Below are 18,833 nucleotides of genomic sequence, written 5' to 3' on the forward strand. Positions count from 1 at the left end.
GGCCTGACGGCCAGGAAGGCGCATCTTACTCTTCACTCTCGCCCGCGGAGGCGCGACGCGGTGAATCAATCTCTACCCGGTCGATTTTCTGCAATCCGCGCATCAATGAGCCGCGACGGCCACGCTCGCCGGTCACTTTTTGCAGCTCTTCCGGACGGAGTTTGATTTTCCGTTTGCCGACGTGAATAGTCAGCGTGCTTTGCGGCGGCAGAACAAACAGATGCGCCAGACCGTCCTGGCCCGCAGCCGCTTCCGCCGCCGGAATATTGATAATCTTGTTGCCTTTACCTTTCGACAACTGCGGCAGATCGCTGACCGGGAACATCAGCATCCGCCCGGCAGCGGTAATCGCCAGCAGCATATCGGATTCGTCTTCAATCACCAGCGGCGGCATTACGTGCGCATTATCGGGAAGGCTAATCAACGTCTTACCGGCGCGATTGCGGGCAACCAGATCATTGAAGGTACAAATAAATCCGTATCCTGCGTCGGAAGCCAGCAGCAGTTTCTGCTCATCCGCTTCCATCAGCATATGTTCAACCGTCGCCCCCGGCGGCAGCGTCAATTTGCCGGTAAGCGGCTCGCCCTGACCGCGCGCCGAGGGTAGCGTAATCGGATCAATCGCATAACTGCGCCCGGTGGAGTCGATAAAGACCACCGGTTGATTGCTCTTCCCTTTCACCGCGGATTTAAAACTGTCGCCCGATTTATAGTTTAATCCCGGCGCATCAATATCGTGACCTTTGGCACTACGCACCCAGCCGCTCTGCGACAGTACAATCGTAACCGGCTCAGACGGCAGCATATCGTGATCGCTCATCGCTTTCGCTTCTTCGCGCTCGCGTAACGGCGAGCGGCGATCGTCGCCAAAGGCGTCGGCGTCAGCCTGCAGCTCTTTCTTCAGCAGATTATTCATCTTACGTTCAGACGCCAGAATAGCCTGCAAATGGTCACGCTCTTTTTCCAGATCACTCTGCTCACCGCGGATCTTCATCTCTTCCAGTCTGGCGAGATGGCGCAGTTTTAACTCCAGAATCGCTTCCGCCTGGGTTTCGCTGATACCGAAACGCGCCATCAGAGCCGGTTTCGGTTCATCTTCGTGGCGGATAATTTCGATAACTTCATCGATATTGAGGAACGCCACCAGCAAACCTTCAAGGATATGCAGGCGCTTGAGGACTTTTTCCAGGCGATAGTTAAGGCGACGACGCACGGTATCACGGCGGAAGGTCAGCCACTCAGCGAGGATTTCGCGCAGGTTTTTCACCGCCGGACGGTTATCAAGGCCGATCATATTGAGGTTGATACGATAGCTCTTTTCCAGATCGGTCGTCGCAAACAGGTGGTTCATCACCTGCTCCATATCCACGCGGTTAGAGCGCGGGACGATAACCAGACGGGTCGGATTTTCGTGATCCGATTCATCGCGCAGATCGTCAACCATCGGCAGCTTTTTATTGCGCATCTGGGCGGCGATCTGTTCCAGCACGCGAGCGCCGGAAACCTGATGCGGCAGTGCGCTAATCACCACCGCGCCATCCTCTTTCGTCCACACAGCCCGCATACGCACCGAACCGCGACCATTCTGGTAGATTTTACGAATTTCAGCGCGCGGGGTAACGATCTCCGCCTCGGTCGGGTAATCCGGGCCCTGCACAATATCCAGCAGTTCGTCCAGCGAGGTCTGTGGTTTTTCAATCAGCGCTATGGCGGCCTTAGCCACTTCACGCAGATTGTGCGGCGGAATATCCGTCGCCATCCCGACAGCAATACCGGTAGTGCCGTTCAGCAGAATATTTGGCAGACGCGCAGGCAGCATCTTCGGCTCCTGCAGGGTGCCGTCAAAGTTCGGTATCCAGTCAACGGTGCCCTGTCCCAACTCGCTCAGCAGCAGTTCAGCGTACTTCGACAAACGGGACTCGGTATAACGCATTGCGGCAAAGGATTTAGGATCGTCCGGCGCCCCCCAGTTCCCCTGGCCATCGACCAGAGGATAGCGGTAGGAAAAGGGTTGGGCCATTAAGACCATCGCTTCATAGCATGCGCTATCGCCGTGCGGATGGTATTTACCCAGCACGTCGCCGACGGTACGGGCGGACTTTTTGAACTTCGCGCTGGCGTTCAGCCCCAGTTCAGACATCGCATAGATGATGCGACGCTGAACCGGCTTCAGGCCATCGCCAATAAACGGCAACGCCCTGTCCATGATGACGTACATGGAGTAGTTCAGGTAAGCGTTTTCCGTAAATTCATGCAGCGCAAGGCGCTCTGCCATATCGCTCATTAATCGTGAATCCTCAATCTGCATACCGACCGATCGGACGGCAAAACTACCGGCGATAATACCCTATCTAACGCCCTGAGTCACAGGGCGTTAAACCGGTTGAGGATGCATATTTCGCCGGTTTTGGCTGCGCAAGCCCGACTTATGCCCCGGCATGGAATGGCGACGACAGGTTATTGCGCAATTTTACGAATCTGCTTAACGTCGATTTCCACCGAATTCCAGTCTTTATCGACTTCGCCCTGAATTTCGACCGTATCCTGCGGCGTCACAGTTACGCCATTCCAGCGTTTATGGTCGATATCGACGTTGACGGTACCGGAGCTGTCCTGAAATTTATACAGGTCGTCGGAAATACGCTCCACGATCTTGCCGCGCAGGGTGACCCAGGTATCGTCGCGCAGCGTTTTCGCATTGGCGACGGTGGTGATGCTGCCATTCGGGCCAATAAACCCGCCATTTTGCGTGCTCGTCTGGCTGGATGGCGTCGAGCCTGGGCCGGAAAATCCGCCCTGTTCAACCGCCAGCACCGGCATGGAAATTAAAGCGATGATAGCGGTCATTGCGGCGATATTCTTCATGATATGTTCTCCCTTTATGTTTATGTCGCCGCTATTACACCGGGCAAAACTTAACAACTTCTTAAGCGGAAAAAATAAAATTTATTCCTGTACAATACGCGCCGCAACACGCTTTACTGCTGAAATATCGGCGGGAAACAGGAGCAGACGAATGCGCATTTTACTGGTGGAAGATGACAAACTGATCGGTGACGGCATCAAAGCCGGGCTGGGCAAAATGGGCTTCAGCGTCGACTGGTTTACCCGCGGCGAGGCGGGGAAAAACGCGCTGTATAGCGCCCCCTATGACGCCATTATTCTGGACCTGACTCTCCCCGGCATCGATGGGCTGGATATTCTGCGCGAATGGCGCGACAAAGGCCGCCATGAACCGGTACTGATCCTGACCGCACGTGATGCGCTGAGTCAGCGGGTCGAAGGACTGCGCCTCGGGGCCGATGACTATCTTTGTAAACCTTTCGCGCTGATTGAAGTCTCCGCGCGACTGGAGGCGTTAATCCGTCGTGCCCACGGGCAAAGCTGCAGCGAATTGCGTCACGGGAAGGTTATTCTCGATCCCACCCGACTCACCGCCACGCTGAATGGCGAGAACCTGGCGTTAAAACCGAAGGAATTCGCCCTGCTGGAACTGCTTATGCGCAACGGCGGACGCGTATTACCGCGCACGCTGATCGAAGAAAAACTCTATAACTGGGATGACGATGTTTCCAGCAATGCGATAGAAGTGCACATACATCATCTGCGCCGCAAGCTCGGCAGCGGTTTTATTCGCACCGTTCACGGTATTGGTTACACCCTGGGGGAGGCATGAAAAAGCTGGCAAAACTCAGCTTACGCGTCCGTTTGACGCTGCTTTTTCTGCTATTGACCAGCGTCGCCTGGGGCATTGCCAGCGTGGTCGCCTGGCAGCAAACCACCGATAAGCTGGATAAGCTGTTCGACACCCAGCAGTTACAGTTCGCCCGCCGCCTTAGCGCGATGAATTTCGACGAACTGCAGCCCCTCACTCCCCGACTCCCGGCCAAAAAGAAGATAAAGCACGGTCATCTTGACGATGACGCCCTGGCTTTCGCTATCTTTACCACCAACGGCAAAATGGTGCTTAACGATGGTGAAAATGGTCAGGATATTCTGTGGGGCGGCGACCGGGAGGGTTTCAGCAACGGCTATCTGCGCGACGATGACGACGAATGGCGCTTCCTGTGGCTGACCACCAGCGATGGCCGCCATCGTATCGCGGTGGGCCAGGAGTCGGATTACCGCCGCGAAATGGCGCTGGATATCGTCACTTCCCAGCTTACTCCCTGGCTGGTTGCCCTGCCGCTGATGTTTTTGCTGCTCATTGTGCTGCTCAGTCGGGAACTGGCGCCGCTGAAAAAGCTGGCCAGAACGCTGCGGAGTCGGGCGCCGGATTCCGCCGAAACGCTCAATAACGATAACGTCCCTAATGAAGTTCGCCCGCTGGTCGACGCGTTAAATCAGCTCTTCACCCGTACGCATGAAGCCATGATCCGCGAACGTCGCTTCACGTCCGATGCCGCCCATGAACTGCGCAGCCCGCTGGCGGCGCTAAAGGTGCAGACCGAAGTCGCTCAGCTCTCAATGGATGATCCTCAGGGACTGAATAAAGCGCTGGCGCAGCTCCATCACGGCATCGATCGGGCAAGCCGCCTGGTTGATCAGTTGCTGACGTTATCGCGCCTGGATTCGCTGGCGCAACTGGATGATGTCCGGCGTATCGCCTTTGATGAACTGCTGCGGTCGGCGGTGATGGAGATGTATCATCCCGCGCAGCAAGCCGGGATTGAGCTACGCCTGCACCTGAACGCCGTTAACGTCACGCGAAGCGGCCAGCCGCTGCTGCTGAGCCTGCTGGTGCGTAACCTCCTGGATAACGCCGTACGCTATAGCCCTGCCGGTAGCCAGGTCGATATCACCCTTGAGGCACGTGAATTTCACGTACGCGACAACGGCCCGGGTATCCGCCCCGAAGCCCTGGCGCGTATCGGCGAACGCTTTTATCGCCCGCCGGGACAGGCGCAGCCCGGCAGCGGTCTCGGGCTATCCATCGTAAAACGTATCGCCACGCTACACGGTATGACGACCAGCTTCGGCAACGCTCTGAACGGCGGATTCGAAGCGCGGATTCGCTGGTAGCGACATTATTGCTAAAAATGCAAAAGACTTTGCACATTTTGCTCATTTACCGCCACGTTCGGGAGGATAAAATTATCGTCAAAATCGAAAAGTTGAGGATAAAAAATGAGCAACATCCTGATTATCAACGGCGCGAAAAAATTCGCCCACTCTAATGGCCAGTTGAACGACACGCTGACCGAGGTCGCGGATGGCTTTCTGCGCGATGCCGGACACGATGTGAAGGTTGTCCGCGCCGAGAGCGCATACGATATCAAAGAGCAGGTGCGGAACTTTCTCTGGGCTGATGTGGTTATCTGGCAGATGCCGGGCTGGTGGATGGGCGCGCCGTGGACGGTGAAAAAGTACATTGATGACGTCTTCACCGAAGGGCATGGTTCTCTCTACGCCAGCGATGGCCGTACCCGCTCTGACGCCAGTAAGAAATATGGTTCCGGCGGCCTGATCCAGGGTAAAAAATACATGCTCTCTCTGACCTGGAACGCGCCAATGGAAGCCTTCACCGATAAAGATCAATTCTTCCACGGCGCTGGCGTCGATGGCGTTTATCTGCCCTTCCATAAAGCCAACCAGTTCCTGGGGATGAGCCCCCTGCCGACCTTCATCGCCAATGATGTGATCAAAACACCTGACGTTCCGCGTTATACGGCAGAATATCGCAAGCATCTGGCTGAAATTTTTGCTTAACTGTACGCCAACGCCTCTAAATAGTTTGGGCTGCCGACGCCACAAACGCCTCGGTAACCTGAAGTATGATGAGAATACACACAGAAGGAGTTGAGTTAATCATGTTGACAGTGATCGCTGAAATTCGCACTCGCCCGGGCCAGCACCATCGTCAGGCAGTGCTGGATCAGTTCGCAAAAATTACCCCAATAGTGCTACAGGAAGAAGGCTGCCACGGCTATGCGCCGCTGGTGGATCACGCCGCTGGCGTCAGTTTTCAGACCACGTCACCGGATTCTATCGTGATGGTCGAGAAGTGGGAAAGCGTCGCGCATCTTGAAGCGCACCTGCAGACTCCGCACATGAAAGCCTACGGCGAAGCCGTTAAAGGCGATGTGCTGGAGATGAACATTCGCATTCTGCAACCCGGTATTTAAGCCCCTCCAATAAATCGGCCGCTTTCCCGGCCGATTTTCTTCCGCTATCCGTCCAGCTCCGCCAGATCGCCCTTCTCCTGCAGCCAGTTACGCCGATCTTCAGAACGCTTCTTCGCTAACAGCATATCCATAACCGCGGTCGTCTGCTGCTCGTCTTCATCGTTAATCACCAACTGAACCAGACGACGCGTATTCGGATCCAGCGTAGTCTCACGCAACTGCATCGGATTCATCTCGCCCAGCCCTTTAAAGCGCTGCACGTTCGGTTTCCCCTTCTTGCGCTTCAGTTGTTCCAGCACGCCGGCTTTTTCTTCTTCCGTCAGCGCGTAGTAAACCTCTTTCCCGAGGTCGATACGGTACAGCGGCGGCAGCGCCACATAGACATGGCCGTGTTTTACCAGAGTACGGAAGTGTCTGACAAACAGCGCGCACAGCAGCGTAGCGATATGCAGCCCATCGGAGTCCGCATCCGCCAGAATACAAATTTTTCCGTAGCGCAGCTGGCTTAAATCATCGCTATCCGGATCGATACCAATGGCAACCGAAATATCATGCACTTCCTGAGACGCCAACACCTCATCAGAAGAGACTTCCCAGGTATTGAGGATCTTACCTTTCAGCGGCATGATCGCCTGATATTCGCGATCGCGCGCCTGTTTGGCGGAGCCGCCCGCCGAATCCCCTTCCACAAGGAACAGTTCGGTCCGGTTCAGATCCTGCGCGGTGCAGTCCGCCAGCTTGCCCGGCAACGCCGGACCGCTGGTCAGCTTTTTGCGCACTACTTTTTTCGCCGCGCGCAGGCGGCGCTGGGCGCTGGAAATCGCCATCTCCGCCAGCAATTCTGCCGACTGGACGTTCTGATTTAACCACAGGCTGAAAGCGTCTTTAACCACCCCGGAAACAAAGGCGGCGCACTGGCGTGAAGAGAGGCGCTCTTTGGTCTGCCCGGCAAACTGCGGGTCCTGCATCTTCACCGAGAGCACGTAGGCGCAGCGATCCCAGATATCTTCCGCCGACAGCTTCACGCCACGCGGCAGAATATTACGGTATTCGCAAAACTCGCGCATGGCGTCCAGCAGCCCCTGACGCAGGCCGTTAACGTGGGTTCCGCCCTGCATCGTCGGGATCAGGTTAACGTAACTTTCGGTCAGCAGCTCGCCGCCTTCCGGCAACCACAGCAGCGCCCAGTCAACCGCTTCAGTATCGCCGGAGAAGTTGCCGACGAACGGTTTTTCCGGCAGCAGCGGCAGACCATTAACCGCTTCACAGAGATAGTCGTTAAGGCCGTCGGCGTAACACCAGCGCTGCTCGCTGTTGTTGACCTGGTCGCGGAAAACAATCTCTACGCCCGGACACAGAACGGCCTTGGCTTTTAGCAAATGCGAGAGACGCGAGACGGAAAAACGCGGGCTGTCAAAAAAACGTTCGTCCGGCCAGAAGCGCACGCTGGTGCCGGTATTGCGCTTACCGCAAGTACCTGTGACGTGAAGATCGTCTACTTTATCGCCGTTTTCAAACGCGATGTTATAAACCTGACCGTCGCGACGAACGTTAACTTCAACGCGTTTCGACAAAGCGTTGACCACCGAAATGCCGACTCCGTGAAGACCGCCGGAGAACTGGTAGTTCTTATTGGAGAATTTTCCCCCCGCGTGCAGGCGGCAAAGAATCAGCTCAACCGCCGGCACCCCTTCTTCAGGATGGATATCCACCGGCATTCCGCGCCCGTCGTCAATAACCTCCAGCGACTGGTCGGCATAAAGAATGACTTCCACGCGTTTGGCGTGGCCGGCCAGGGCCTCATCCACACTGTTATCAATAACTTCCTGACCAAGATGGTTTGGACGTGTTGTGTCGGTGTACATTCCCGGACGGCGGCGAACCGGCTCTAGCCCGGTGAGTACCTCAATGGCATCAGCGTTATATGAAGATTGCGTCATGGTGTATTCGTAGGTCGTTCTGAACCGCTCAGCGCAGGCCCAGAAAATCGATAATCTGAGTGAAATGATCTTCAAAGCCAACAAATGCGTGATTACCGCCCTCCTCTACCGTTTGACGGCAGGAGGCGAAATAATCAACGGCCTGGCGGTAATCAAGCACTTCATCACCCGTTTGCTGCAATAACCAGATTAAATCCGGCGCTTCCAGCGGGTCAATTTGCATGACTTTAAGATCGTAAATATGGCGAGACTCTAGCACATATTGCTGCCCTGTGTACGGATTCTCATTAGGGCCAAGAAAATTGTTCAACAGTTCAAACGGACGCACCGCCGGGTTGACCACCACCGCAGGCAGCATAAAACACTGCGACAGCCAGGTGGCGTAATATCCCCCCAGCGACGATCCCACTATGCCCAACGGCTCTCCGCCATGCTCCAGCACAATGGCCTCAAGATGCTCAGCCGCTTGCGCGGGGTAAACCGGGAGCTCCGGTATCACCATCGAAATATCAGGATAAGTCTCCGCCAGCCACGCCTTCAGCGCCGTCGCTTTTGCCGACCGCGGTGAACTGTTAAAACCGTGCAGATAGAGAAGCGTAGACATCAGTATCCTTCTGAAGCAATATCCGGGTGAAATTTCACGCCTTCAAGGCGGCAAACTTCAGTGGTCAATGTGCCGTCGGGATGCAGATCCAGCCAGCGCCAGCCAGGCGAAACGGTATCCAGCGTAAAGTTCGCGCAATGCGGCTTAAACTGCACGCAGGTCGAAGGTGTCGCCATCATTCGCCGCCCGTTCCAGTCAAGATCCAGTTCCTGATGAATGTGACCACACAGCAAATGCTTAACGCGAGGAAAAGCGCTCAGTACGCAATCAAGCGCTCCGGCATTACGCAGACTATGCTGATCCAGCCAGCTACAGCCTGATGGCAGAGGATGATGATGCAGCAGCAGCAACGTATGGCGGTCAGGGGATTGCGCGAGCTTCTGCTCTAACCACTCCAGTTGGAAATCGCTCAGTTCGCCATGCGGCACGCCAAAAACCTGGCTATCCATCAGCAATATTTGCCAATGGTCGCCCAGTAATACGCGTTTAGCGGAGGAGATACCCGATTCCTGCAACGTGCTGTACATGGCTGGCTGAAAATCATGATTACCCGGTAGCCAGACGCAAGGTGCGACGAAACTCGCGATGCCTTCAGCAAAATGCCGATAGGCCGCGGCGGAATGATCTTGCGCCAGATCGCCTGTTGCGACAATCAGGTCGCATTCTCGCTGTGAGGCATGAATCGCATCCAGAACGGCCTGGTAGCTTTCCCAGGTATTGATGCCTAACAGCGTTTCGTGTTTTTCAGCAAACAGGTGAGTATCAGTAATTTGTAAGATCCTGACTCTGGCCTCACCAGCCAAAGGTAGGTTTAACAGGCTTTCCAAATGGTGTCCTTAGGTTTCACGACGCTAACAAACCGGAATCGCCATCGCTCCATGTGCTAAACAGTAACGCAGCCAGTCGGCCAGAAACTGATTAATTTGATGCTTTTCGTCGCGTTGATGCAACTTTTTATTAGGATAATCATATCTCGCTTTGAAGCGAAAGATCTGCTGACTCGAACACACTTCAGCAACCATTGCGTCGTGATAGAGCCGAACCGTCATTGACGGCAGACTCCAGTAGCTCACCGACGGCGCCGTCTGTTCAATCGCCACTAATGTAGTGTAGCGGGTTGACTCGACGATCGTTAATCGGTATTGCGTGCCGCCCACCTGATAACTCACCCTCTCGCCCGCCGCATCCGTTCGCGGCAGCAGGCGGCGCAGCTGAGCAAAGTTGGTTTCACACAGGCGCATCATTTCAGGAAAGTCAGGTGTATAACGCTTCATTTTGTCCACTCATTTCGTAAATTGTGATAATGCAACTGCAGCCACTGCAGCGAGATGACCGAAGCCGCGTTGTCGATCTTCCCCTCTTCTACCCACTGGTAAGCCTGTTCCCGGCTCACCACATGCACCCGAATATCTTCATTTTCCTCGACCAGACCATGAATGCCTTTTGCCGTCGTGGCATCCACTTCCCCTACCAGAATAGATAACCGTTCACTGGTGCCGCCAGGGCTGGCGAGATAGCTCAGAACCGGTTTAACCCGACCAACCGCAAGCCCGGCCTCCTCGACTGCTTCACGGCGGGCGACCTCTTCGGGGGACTCACCTTCTTCTATCATACCGGCGACCAGTTCAAGCAACCATGGACTCTCACTCGTATCATAGGCGGCAATACGGATCTGCTCGACAAGCACAACCTCATCACGCACCGGGTCAAAGGGTAGCAAGACAGCGGCGTGTCCGCGCTCGAAAATTTCTCGCGTGACTTCGCCGCTCATACTGCCGTTAAACAGGCGATGGCGGAAACGGTATAAATCGAGCGAAAAAAAACCGCGATAAAGCGTTTCACGTGCAATAATTTCTACATCGTTTTTCGAGAAGGTTATCCCTTGCTGATTAGGATTGCTCATTTAGGTATCCTGTAGAATATGGGGCCATGAATTTATAGAGCGTATGGCTGCCGTTTGATGGCCTGTATGTTAGATTGGTGCAAATTACCGCCGCATGGCACATAACGCCAACTTTTTACGGTAACAGACTCTATACAATCAGCATTTATTTTTTGAATTTGCTTAGCTTTAAGGGCTTCACAACAAGGAATGCAAATGAAGAAACTCTTTCCCATCCTTATGGGCCTGGGTCTGGCTGGCTTTAGCGCCATGAGTCAGGCAGAAAACCTGATACAGGTCTACCAACAGGCGCGTATCAGTAACCCTGACCTGCGTAAATCAGCAGCCGATCGTGATGCCGCATTCGAAAAAATCAACGAGGCGCGTAGCCCATTATTACCTCAACTCGGTCTGGGGGCGGATTATACCTATACCAGCGGCTTTCGGGATACTAAAGATCAGAACTCCAACGTCACCAGCGGCTCGCTGCAATTAACCCAGGTCCTGTTCGATATGTCGAAGTGGCACTCGCTGACGCTACAGGAAAAAACAGCCGGTATTCAGGACGTCACGTATCAGATGGACCAGCAAACGCTGATCCTGAACACCGCGACGGCCTATTTTAACGTTCTGTCCGCTATTGATACGCTCTCTTATATTGAAGCGCAGAAACAGGCCATTTACCGCCAGTTGGATCAGACCACTCAACGCTTTAATGTCGGTCTGGTCGCCATTACCGACGTCCAGAACGCCCGTTCACAATACGACTCCGTGCTGGCGAGTGAAGTCACCGCGCGTAACGACCTCGACAACGCCGTAGAAGCACTACGCCAGGTGACCGGCAACGACTACCCGGAGCTGGCTTCGCTGAACGTTGATGGTTTTAAAACGCACAAGCCGTCAGCGGTTAACACGCTGCTGAAAGAAGCGGAAAACCGCAACCTGTCGCTGTTGCAGGCCCGCCTGAATCAGGACCTGGCGCGCGAGGAAATTCGCCAGGCGCAGGATGGTCACCTGCCGACCCTGAGTCTGAGCGCGTCCACCGGGGTGTCGAATAACCGCTACAGCGGTTCAAGGAGCACGAGTAGTGACAACGACGCCGGGCAGAACCAAATTGGCCTGAGCTTCTCTCTGCCGCTGTATCAGGGTGGAATGGTCAACTCGCAGGTGAAACAAGCGCAGTACAATTTCGTTGGCGCCAGCGAGCAACTGGAGAGCGCGCACCGTAGCGTCGTGCAGACCGTTCGCTCTTCGTTTAATAACGTGAACGCCTCTATCAGCAGCATCAAGGCCTACAAACAGGCCGTGGTTTCCGCACAGAGTTCATTGGACGCCATGGAAGCTGGTTATTCCGTCGGTACTCGCACCATCGTTGATGTACTGGATGCGACCACTACGCTGTATAACGCCAAACAGCAGCTCTCCAGCGCACGTTATAACTACCTGATCAACGAACTGAACATCAAGTCAGCGCTCGGTACGCTTAATGAACAGGATCTGGTCGCGCTAAACAACACGCTCGGCAAACCTGTCCCGACGTCACCGGATAGCGTCGCGCCGGAAAACCCACAGCAGGATGCCAACGCCGATGGCTATAGCAACACCGCTGCAGCAAAACCGGTATCAGCACGTACCACCAGCGGTAGCAATCCGTTCCGCCACTAACCTGCGTCATGGGCGCTTCGCTTATCGAGCCGGGTAAGCGAAGCGTTAAACGTAAGGCAACGTAAAGATCCTCCGCTTTCCACGCCTCTTCGCTTCATTTTCCACCACTCATCCTCTATCCTGAGCGTTAACAAAACGCATACATACCACTGGGTCCAGGAAGACAAACATGAAACGGACAAAAAATATTAATCACGCCTCTTTCCGTAAAAGCTGGCGCGCGCGCCATTTAACACCTGTCGCGCTTGCCGTGACAGCCGTATTTATGCTCGCCGGTTGTGAACAAAGCGATGAGACGGTTTCGCTGTATCAAAACGCCGATGACTGTTCCGCCGCTAACCCGAGCAAATCCGCAGAGTGCACCACCGCTTACAATAACGCGCTAAAAGAAGCTGAGCGTACCGCGCCGAAATACGCCACGCGTGAAGATTGCGTCGCCGAATTCGGCGAAGGCCAGTGTCAGCAAACGCCAGCTCAGGCGGGCGTCGCGGCGGAAAATCAGGCGCAAAGCAGCGGCAGCTTCTGGATGCCGCTGATGGCGGGCTATATGATGGGCCGGATGATGGGCGGCGGAATGGCGGCTCAACAGCCGCTGTTCACCTCAAAAAACCCGGCCAGCCCGGCCTATGGTAAATATACCGACGCGAGCGGTAAGAACTACGGCGCAGCGCAGCCGGGTCGTAGCATGAACGTCCCGAAAACCGCGATGGCGCCCAAACCGGCCACCACCAGCACCGTGACCCGCGGCGGGTTCGGTGAGTCCGTGGCTAAACAGTCCACGATGCAGCGTAGCTCGGCAAGTTCGTCTTCTTCACGCTCAATGGGCGGCTAAGCGACATGGAAAGAATCAGCATTACCGAGCGCCCGGACTGGCGCGATAAGGCGACAGAATATGGCTTTAACTTTCATACTATGTACGGCGAGCCGTACTGGAGCGAAGAAGCCTATTACAAACTGACGCTGGCGCAGGTTGATAAGCTGGAAGATGTCACCGCAGAGCTACATCAGATGTGCCTGCAGGCGGTGGAGAAAGTTATCGCCAGCGATGAGTTAATGGCGAAATTTCGCATCCCCAAACATACCTGGGGATTCGTGCGTCAGTCATGGAAAACCAGACAGCCCTCGCTGTACTCGCGTCTCGATCTGGCATGGGACGGCGTAGGTGAACCGAAGCTGCTGGAGAATAACGCCGATACGCCGACATCCCTGTATGAAGCGGCTTTCTTCCAGTGGATCTGGATGGAAGATCAGCTCAATGCGGGCCTGCTGCCACAGGGCAGCGACCAGTTCAATAGTCTGCAGGAGAAGCTGATCGCGCGCTTTGGCGAGCTGCGTGAACAGTTCGGTTTCCAGCTACTGCATATGGCCTGCTGCCGCGATACCCTTGAAGATCGCGGAACCGTACAATATCTGCAGGACTGTGCCGCAGAAGCGGGTATCGCAACAGAATTCCTGTACATAGAAGACATCGGCCTGGGCGAAAAAGGGCAGTTTACCGATCTGCAGGACCAGGTCATCGGTAATCTGTTCAAACTCTATCCGTGGGAGTATATGCTGCGTGAGATGTTCTCTACCAAGCTGGAAGATGCCGGTGTTCGCTGGCTGGAACCAGCGTGGAAGAGCATCATATCCAACAAAGCGCTACTGCCTCTGCTATGGGAGATGTTCCCGAACCACCCGAATCTGCTGGCGGCATATTTCAGCGAAGATGCACACCCGGAGATGGAAAAGTACGTTATCAAGCCAATCTTCTCCCGCGAAGGCGCAAACGTGTCAATCATAGAGAACGGCAACGTACTGGAAGCGGTAGAAGGGCCGTACGGAGAAGAAGGGACAATCGTCCAGGAATTCTACCCCCTGCCGAAGTTTGGCGATAGCTACACGCTCATCGGCAGCTGGCTGATTAACGATCTGCCCGCCGGCATTGGCATTCGCGAAGACCGGGCGCTAATCACCCAGGATCTGTCGCGCTTTTATCCGCATATTTTCATCGAGTAACATTCCGCCCCGGCAGCATCATCTCTGCCGGGACTATCTCTGTTTACGCGCCAATCACCACTGACAGCATACTTAACGAGCCCATTTCTATTCCATCAACCGGAATGGTAATCGGTTCCTCGCCGTCCCATGCACCCAGCACGTACAGCAATGGCAGGAAGTGATCGGCCGTTGGATTAGACAACGCGGCCCCCTCATGGGTCATGTAATTCACCAGCGGATGCTCGGCCAGGGGACCTTTCCAGGTCAGATTCGCTTTCACGTAATCATTAAACGACTCCGCCCACGGATACGGCGTATTTTCCCCATGCCAGCGGGCCGTACGCAGGTTGTGTACCACGTTGCCGCTTGCCACCAGCATGATGCCTTCGTCACGAAGCTGAGCCAGTTTTTGCCCCATTTCAAAATGCCAGGCAGCCGGTTTCGTGCCATCAACGCTCAACTGTACCATCGGAATATCAGCCTCAGGATACATTTTAATCAGTACGCCCCAGGAACCATGGTCAAATCCCCACGCCTCTTTGTCCAGCGCCACGGGCACCGGCGCCAGTAATTCAACCAGCCGTTGCGCCAGCTCGGGGGATCCCGGAGCCGGATAGTGCATATCGTACAGCGCCTGCGGGAAGCCGCCAAAATCATGAATCGTTTTCGGCGCTTCCATCGCAGTGACCCCCGTACCACGGGTGAACCAGTGCGCCGAAATCACCACAATCGCTTTTGGACGTGGCAATGTTTCGCCCAGGTTTCGCCAGGCACGCGTATAGATATTATCTTCCAGCACGTTCATCGGGCTACCATGGCCTAAAAACAGCGCGGGCATTCGGGTACGGGACATAGTGATATCCTTAATTCAGAGAAATTCGATACCGTTACATTACGCGCTTTTCCCGCAGGATAAACTCAGATAAGCATGATGATGATCGTCAGAAAATTTGAATGTAAGGCCGTTAACGTGCCCTGAAGAGGCAGCCACAGATTCCGGACGTCAGGCAGAAAAAAGGTCACTATGCGCAATGACGATGATGAGATTAAGACTTTGTTTTACAGGCGGTAAGAACGAGCGGAAAGATAAAAATAATAAAGCCCACATAATTTGCAGGCTTTATCAGCGAATAAACCTGAATTAACTAGCTTTGCGCTCGTGTTCGCGGCGGTAAGCCACAAGATCTTCAATAGTGACGACTTCCATATTGTGTTGTTTAGCAAACTCGATGCACTGAGGAGCGCGAGCCATAGAGCCATCATCGTTAGTCAGTTCGCACAATACGCCTGCCGGCTTGAACCCCGCCAGCGTCACCAGATCAATGGTTGCCTCAGTATGGCCGCCACGGGTCAGTACGCCGCCTGGCTGCGCGCGCAGCGGGAAAACGTGACCAGGGCGGTTCAGGTCTGACGGTTTCGCGCCATCGGCAATCGCCGCGCGCACGGTGGTCACACGGTCGGCGGCAGATACGCCGGTGGTCACCCCTTCAGCCGCTTCGATAGTCACGGTAAAACCGGTACCGTAGGCGCTGGTGTTGTGCTCAACCATCATTGGCAGATCAAGCTGTTTACGGCGTTCTTCCGTCAGGCACAGACAGACAATGCCGCTGCCATGACGAATAGTCAGCGCCATCTGCTCAACGGTCATGGTTTCAGCGGCGAAAATCATATCGCCTTCGTTTTCACGATCTTCATCATCAAGCACCATCACACCGCGGCCTTCGCGCAGTGCGTCCAGCGCGTGTTCCACACGTTCAAAAGCGGTGCCAAAAGAGGAAAGCAGCGTCTGATTCATGGTAAAAAATCCTCATTAATTATATTGTTACCAGAATCAGGGCAGTCTTAGGAGTGCCGGTTTAGCGGCAAAAGTCAACGCAAGCGGGTAGAAACCCGACTGAGCCGTTACTCTCTCCCATCCGGACTCTAACCGTCGGCTCCGGAATTACACCGGATCTGCTGACCTTTCTGCTTTCGCAAAAAGCGCTCGCGGGCTTTCAACGCTATGGTTGATTTACCGCCGGTGGGGAATTTCGCCCCGCCCTGAGAATAAGCACGGTAACTATAGCGCTATAGACTAACGTCGGCAATGCATAAGCTTCAAACATTTATGGTTTATAGGCACCGAAGTTCGCACTACAATGAGCAGATAACCGACCAGAGCAGGAAACCGCCATGATTGACCCGAAAAAAATTGAACAAATCGCCCGTCAGGTTCACGAATCGATGCCGAAGGGGCTCCGCGATCTGGGGGAAGATGTGGAGAAAAAAATCCGTCAGGTGCTCCAGTCGCAGTTAACTCGCCTGGATCTGGTGAGCCGCGAAGAGTTCGATGTGCAAACACAGGTACTGCTGCGCACGCGTGAAAAGCTGGCGTTACTGGAACAACGTCTGAACGAGCTTGAGCACCGTTCGGCTGACGCGCCGGTTATTCCAGATGCCGGGGAGAAGTCGTAAAACCAACAACGGGCCTTTCAGGCCCGTTGTCATATCGGTGTTACCGTAAGCAGGATTAATGTTCCAGCTTCACTTTTGGCATTATGGCCCTGTTCTCCTGGCGGCAGTAAAGTTCATATCGTTGACAAAACCACTCGCGCTGTTCTTCATCCATATTGCCGACAATGGCCTGAAGATCGACTGGCTGACCTTGTGCGTTCATTCTGGCGAAACTCTGAGCCAGAAAGTCAAAATTCTTCATTAAATTTGTTTCGTTATTCTTCATCCGCATACTCCTTCAGCCGTTGGTGTTCTGATTGGTCATATGCTTTTACTGTTTCTCAGTATCTACCCTTACTCTAACTTCTTTTGCCGTAAAAATGTGCCCAAAATGGCTATTTATTGCGCCAAATCATTTATGTCATCCTGGAAGCAACAACGATACTTATGTTTGTCCGTTTACCCGCATGGATGTCTTTCTGACGGAGTTTTAGCGACATCCGGATACGATTCTCTCGTTCGCTCTTCAGCTTCTCACGGCAGGATTTTATTTTTATCGTCTTCCTCGCGGGCAACCGCGGATTGATTGCTGTCTTACCGCAGGAGGTAAGGCGTCAGAAAACCAGACGACAGGCCATCCTTCCACAAAGGGGATTTGGCGCATATAAAAAGAAGCCTGCGATTATGCAACCGCAGGCCTCTTTTTATTACATCATCTGCCGGGACAAGCGACGGTGATAGGGAAGGACAGTGTTACTTTTCGCTGTCTTTCTGGATCTTCTCAATGATACTGGTCGTCGAGCATCCATCCTCAAAATTAAGCACCAGAACCTCGCCACCGTTTGCCCACACCTCTTCACAGCCGGCAATCTGTTCCGGCTTGTAGTCGCCGCCTTTCACCAACAGATCCGGTAAAATCCCGGCGATCAACCGCTGCGGCGTATCTTCTTCAAAGGCGACCACCCAGTCGACGGATTCCAGCGCGCCCAGCACGATCATTCTCTGTTCCAGCGGGTTGACCGGCCGGGAGTCGCCTTTCAGACGTTTGGTTGATGCATCGCTGTTCACCGCAACGATCAGTCGATCGCCCAGCTTACGCGCGTTCGCCAGATAGGAGACATGACCGGCGTGTAAAATGTCGAAAACACCGTTAGTCATCACCACTTTCTCGCCGCGCTTACGCGCCGCGGCCACCGCAAGCTTCAGCTCTTCTTCGCTCATTACGCCAAAACCGGTATCTGAGCGCCCACGCACCGCATTTTCCAGTTCGACAGGCGAAACGGTAGACGTACCCAGCTTCCCGACCACCACGCCAGCCGCCGCATTGGCAAAATAGCAGGCCTCTTCCAGCGAATTACCTGCCGCCAGCGTCGCCGCCAGCACGCCTATCACCGTATCTCCCGCGCCGGTAACATCATAGACCTCCTGCGCCTGAGTGGGCATATGCAGCGGCGGGCGTCCCGGCTGCAGCAGCGTCATGCCCTGCTCGGAACGGGTCACCAGTAGCGCGGACAGGTCGAAATTGGCGATAAGCTGCATTCCGCGCTCGACAATTTCCGCTTCGTCCTTACATTTACCCGCCACCGCTTCAAACTCAGAAAGGTTTGGCGTCAGCAGCGTCGCACCGCGATAGCGCTCAAAATCAGTACCTTTCGGATCAATCAGGACCGGAACGCCAGCGGCGCGAGCCAGCTTAATCATGGTCTGCACACTGATCAACGCGCCTTTGGCGTAATCAGATAACACCAGCGCGCCAATGGAACCCAGCGCCTGCTGAATACGCTCGTGTATCGGCAGGGGGTCGACGCCGGAAAACCCCTCTTCAAAATCGAGGCGAATCAACTGCTGATTGCGTGACAGTACGCGCAATTTAGTGATCGTCGGGTGCGTCGGAACGGAAACAAAGTCGCACTTCACATTGACGTCAGCCAGCGCCTTACTCAACGCGCGGGCGGCATCATCAATTCCGGTCAGGCCCACCAGGCGAGAGGTCGCGCCGAGGGAAGCGATATTCATCGCCACGTTTGCCGCGCCGCCAGGGCGTTCTTCGATATTTTCCACCTTCACCACCGGCACCGGCGCTTCCGGTGAAATTCGGCTGGTCGGGCCATACCAGTAGCGATCCAGCATCACATCGCCTACCACCAACACTCCTGCACGTTCAAACTCTGGCAGCGTTACTTTCATTACTCTCTCCTGCGAGA

General features: G+C 54.6%; 19 protein-coding genes and 1 riboswitch. Of the genes, 8 read left to right on the forward strand and 11 right to left on the reverse strand.

All coding sequences use genetic code 11. The annotated features are described in order from the left end of the window. Window positions 1–25 precede the first annotated feature (25 nt). Together parC and FN037_RS16090 are read right to left on the reverse strand one after the other, a co-directional pair. Entirely contained in the window at window positions 26–2,284 is a 2,259-nt protein-coding gene (gene parC, locus FN037_RS16085; protein WP_138362521.1) for a DNA topoisomerase IV subunit A, read from the reverse strand. A gap of 173 nt (window positions 2,285–2,457) precedes the next feature. Continuing rightward, window positions 2,458–2,865 carry a YgiW/YdeI family stress tolerance OB fold protein gene (locus tag FN037_RS16090; protein ID WP_138362520.1) on the reverse strand — a complete coding sequence of 136 codons (408 nt, stop codon included), beginning with the start codon at window positions 2,863–2,865 and terminating at the stop codon, window positions 2,458–2,460. A gap of 151 nt (window positions 2,866–3,016) precedes the next feature. Here FN037_RS16090 and qseB point away from each other — a divergent pair, with 151 nt between their 5' ends. From qseB to FN037_RS16110, 4 genes are all read left to right on the forward strand, one after another. Then, window positions 3,017–3,676 carry a quorum sensing response regulator transcription factor QseB gene (gene qseB / locus FN037_RS16095; protein ID WP_142502692.1) on the forward strand — a complete coding sequence of 220 codons (660 nt, stop codon included), beginning with the start codon at window positions 3,017–3,019 and terminating at the stop codon, window positions 3,674–3,676. Continuing rightward, on the forward strand, window positions 3,673–5,022 hold the full coding sequence (qseC, locus tag FN037_RS16100; RefSeq protein WP_142502693.1) for a quorum sensing histidine kinase QseC: 1,350 nt from the start codon (window positions 3,673–3,675) through the stop codon (window positions 5,020–5,022). The genes qseB and qseC overlap by 4 nt, the downstream gene beginning before the upstream one ends. Before the next feature lie 105 nt (window positions 5,023–5,127). Then, window positions 5,128–5,709 (forward strand): NAD(P)H-dependent oxidoreductase, encoded by a 582-nt coding sequence (locus FN037_RS16105; RefSeq protein ID WP_142502694.1) that lies wholly within the window; start codon window positions 5,128–5,130, stop codon window positions 5,707–5,709. Between the two features lie 101 nt (window positions 5,710–5,810). Further along, a complete protein-coding gene (locus tag FN037_RS16110) occupies window positions 5,811–6,125 on the forward strand; it encodes a putative quinol monooxygenase (RefSeq protein ID WP_138362516.1) in 315 nt (104 codons plus the stop codon). Window positions 6,126–6,169: 44 nt separating this feature from the next. On the opposite strand, the gene parE is transcribed toward FN037_RS16110, so the two are convergent. From parE to nudF, 5 genes are read right to left on the reverse strand one after another with little or no spacing between them, the layout of a single operon-like run. Then, the gene (parE, locus tag FN037_RS16115) at window positions 6,170–8,065 is read right to left on the reverse strand and encodes a DNA topoisomerase IV subunit B (protein ID WP_138362515.1); all 1,896 of its coding nucleotides are present in this window, start codon (window positions 8,063–8,065) and stop codon (window positions 6,170–6,172) included. Window positions 8,066–8,093: 28 nt separating this feature from the next. Then, complete coding sequence (gene yqiA, locus FN037_RS16120) at window positions 8,094–8,669, reverse strand: esterase YqiA (protein WP_138362514.1); 576 nt, start codon at window positions 8,667–8,669, stop codon at window positions 8,094–8,096. Continuing rightward, complete coding sequence (gene cpdA, locus FN037_RS16125; protein ID WP_138362513.1) at window positions 8,669–9,496, reverse strand: 3',5'-cyclic-AMP phosphodiesterase; 828 nt, start codon at window positions 9,494–9,496, stop codon at window positions 8,669–8,671. The genes yqiA and cpdA overlap by 1 nt, the downstream gene beginning before the upstream one ends. A gap of 24 nt (window positions 9,497–9,520) precedes the next feature. Further along, window positions 9,521–9,943 carry a DUF1249 family protein gene (locus FN037_RS16130; RefSeq protein ID WP_142502695.1) on the reverse strand — a complete coding sequence of 141 codons (423 nt, stop codon included), beginning with the start codon at window positions 9,941–9,943 and terminating at the stop codon, window positions 9,521–9,523. Next, window positions 9,940–10,572 carry an ADP-ribose diphosphatase gene (gene nudF / locus FN037_RS16135; RefSeq protein ID WP_138362511.1) on the reverse strand — a complete coding sequence of 211 codons (633 nt, stop codon included), beginning with the start codon at window positions 10,570–10,572 and terminating at the stop codon, window positions 9,940–9,942. The genes FN037_RS16130 and nudF overlap by 4 nt, the downstream gene beginning before the upstream one ends. A 195-nt stretch (window positions 10,573–10,767) precedes the next feature. Here nudF and tolC point away from each other — a divergent pair, with 195 nt between their 5' ends. The 3 genes from tolC (at window position 10,768) to FN037_RS16150 (ending at window position 14,214) form a co-directional block, all read left to right on the forward strand. Then, on the forward strand, window positions 10,768–12,216 hold the full coding sequence (gene tolC, locus FN037_RS16140; protein ID WP_138362510.1) for an outer membrane channel protein TolC: 1,449 nt from the start codon (window positions 10,768–10,770) through the stop codon (window positions 12,214–12,216). A 169-nt stretch (window positions 12,217–12,385) separates the two neighbouring features. Then, entirely contained in the window at window positions 12,386–13,048 is a 663-nt protein-coding gene (locus tag FN037_RS16145; RefSeq protein ID WP_138362509.1) for a DUF1190 family protein, read from the forward strand. 5 nt (window positions 13,049–13,053) lie between these two features. Continuing rightward, window positions 13,054–14,214, forward strand: a complete 1,161-nt coding sequence (locus tag FN037_RS16150; RefSeq protein WP_138362508.1) for a glutathionylspermidine synthase family protein — start codon at window positions 13,054–13,056, stop codon at window positions 14,212–14,214. Between the two features lie 43 nt (window positions 14,215–14,257). Here the strand turns inward: FN037_RS16150 and ygiD are convergent, their stop codons facing one another. Beyond that, window positions 14,258–15,049, reverse strand: a complete 792-nt coding sequence (ygiD, locus tag FN037_RS16155; RefSeq protein WP_138362507.1) for a 4,5-DOPA dioxygenase extradiol — start codon at window positions 15,047–15,049, stop codon at window positions 14,258–14,260. Window positions 15,050–15,337: 288 nt separating this feature from the next. Next, a complete protein-coding gene (ribB, locus tag FN037_RS16160) occupies window positions 15,338–15,991 on the reverse strand; it encodes a 3,4-dihydroxy-2-butanone-4-phosphate synthase (protein ID WP_138362506.1) in 654 nt (217 codons plus the stop codon). 105 nt (window positions 15,992–16,096) lie between these two features. Continuing rightward, window positions 16,097–16,248: riboswitch (FMN riboswitch) on the reverse strand. 120 nt (window positions 16,249–16,368) lie between these two features. Here ribB and ubiK point away from each other — a divergent pair. Further along, window positions 16,369–16,650, forward strand: a complete 282-nt coding sequence (ubiK, locus tag FN037_RS16165; protein ID WP_142502696.1) for a ubiquinone biosynthesis accessory factor UbiK — start codon at window positions 16,369–16,371, stop codon at window positions 16,648–16,650. 55 nt (window positions 16,651–16,705) lie between these two features. On the opposite strand, the gene glgS is transcribed toward ubiK, so the two are convergent. Further along, window positions 16,706–16,915 (reverse strand): cell surface composition regulator GlgS, encoded by a 210-nt coding sequence (gene glgS / locus FN037_RS16170; protein WP_138362504.1) that lies wholly within the window; start codon window positions 16,913–16,915, stop codon window positions 16,706–16,708. Between the two features lie 467 nt (window positions 16,916–17,382). Then, window positions 17,383–18,816, reverse strand: coding sequence for a bifunctional D-glycero-beta-D-manno-heptose-7-phosphate kinase/D-glycero-beta-D-manno-heptose 1-phosphate adenylyltransferase HldE (hldE, locus tag FN037_RS16175; protein ID WP_138362503.1), 1,434 nt, complete (start codon window positions 18,814–18,816; stop codon window positions 17,383–17,385). Window positions 18,817–18,833 lie beyond the last annotated feature (17 nt).

It is taken from the genome of Klebsiella sp. 2680, from assembly GCF_900198535.1.
Taxonomy (GTDB): domain Bacteria; phylum Pseudomonadota; class Gammaproteobacteria; order Enterobacterales; family Enterobacteriaceae; genus Klebsiella; species Klebsiella indica.

Coding starts and splice junctions, on each gene's coding strand:
- parC (WP_138362521.1), bottom strand. CDS start 2,284: ATGAGCGATATGGCAGAGCGCCTTGCGCTGCATGAATTTACGGAAAAC.
- FN037_RS16090 (WP_138362520.1), bottom strand. CDS start 2,865: ATGAAGAATATCGCCGCAATGACCGCTATCATCGCTTTAATTTCCATG.
- qseB (WP_142502692.1), top strand. CDS start 3,017: ATGCGCATTTTACTGGTGGAAGATGACAAACTGATCGGTGACGGCATC.
- qseC (WP_142502693.1), top strand. CDS start 3,673: ATGAAAAAGCTGGCAAAACTCAGCTTACGCGTCCGTTTGACGCTGCTT.
- FN037_RS16105 (WP_142502694.1), top strand. CDS start 5,128: ATGAGCAACATCCTGATTATCAACGGCGCGAAAAAATTCGCCCACTCT.
- FN037_RS16110 (WP_138362516.1), top strand. CDS start 5,811: ATGTTGACAGTGATCGCTGAAATTCGCACTCGCCCGGGCCAGCACCAT.
- parE (WP_138362515.1), bottom strand. CDS start 8,065: ATGACGCAATCTTCATATAACGCTGATGCCATTGAGGTACTCACCGGG.
- yqiA (WP_138362514.1), bottom strand. CDS start 8,669: ATGTCTACGCTTCTCTATCTGCACGGTTTTAACAGTTCACCGCGGTCG.
- FN037_RS16130 (WP_142502695.1), bottom strand. CDS start 9,943: ATGAAGCGTTATACACCTGACTTTCCTGAAATGATGCGCCTGTGTGAA.
- nudF (WP_138362511.1), bottom strand. CDS start 10,572: ATGAGCAATCCTAATCAGCAAGGGATAACCTTCTCGAAAAACGATGTA.
- tolC (WP_138362510.1), top strand. CDS start 10,768: ATGAAGAAACTCTTTCCCATCCTTATGGGCCTGGGTCTGGCTGGCTTT.
- FN037_RS16145 (WP_138362509.1), top strand. CDS start 12,386: ATGAAACGGACAAAAAATATTAATCACGCCTCTTTCCGTAAAAGCTGG.
- FN037_RS16150 (WP_138362508.1), top strand. CDS start 13,054: ATGGAAAGAATCAGCATTACCGAGCGCCCGGACTGGCGCGATAAGGCG.
- ygiD (WP_138362507.1), bottom strand. CDS start 15,049: ATGTCCCGTACCCGAATGCCCGCGCTGTTTTTAGGCCATGGTAGCCCG.
- ribB (WP_138362506.1), bottom strand. CDS start 15,991: ATGAATCAGACGCTGCTTTCCTCTTTTGGCACCGCTTTTGAACGTGTG.
- ubiK (WP_142502696.1), top strand. CDS start 16,369: ATGATTGACCCGAAAAAAATTGAACAAATCGCCCGTCAGGTTCACGAA.
- glgS (WP_138362504.1), bottom strand. CDS start 16,915: ATGAAGAATAACGAAACAAATTTAATGAAGAATTTTGACTTTCTGGCT.
- hldE (WP_138362503.1), bottom strand. CDS start 18,816: ATGAAAGTAACGCTGCCAGAGTTTGAACGTGCAGGAGTGTTGGTGGTA.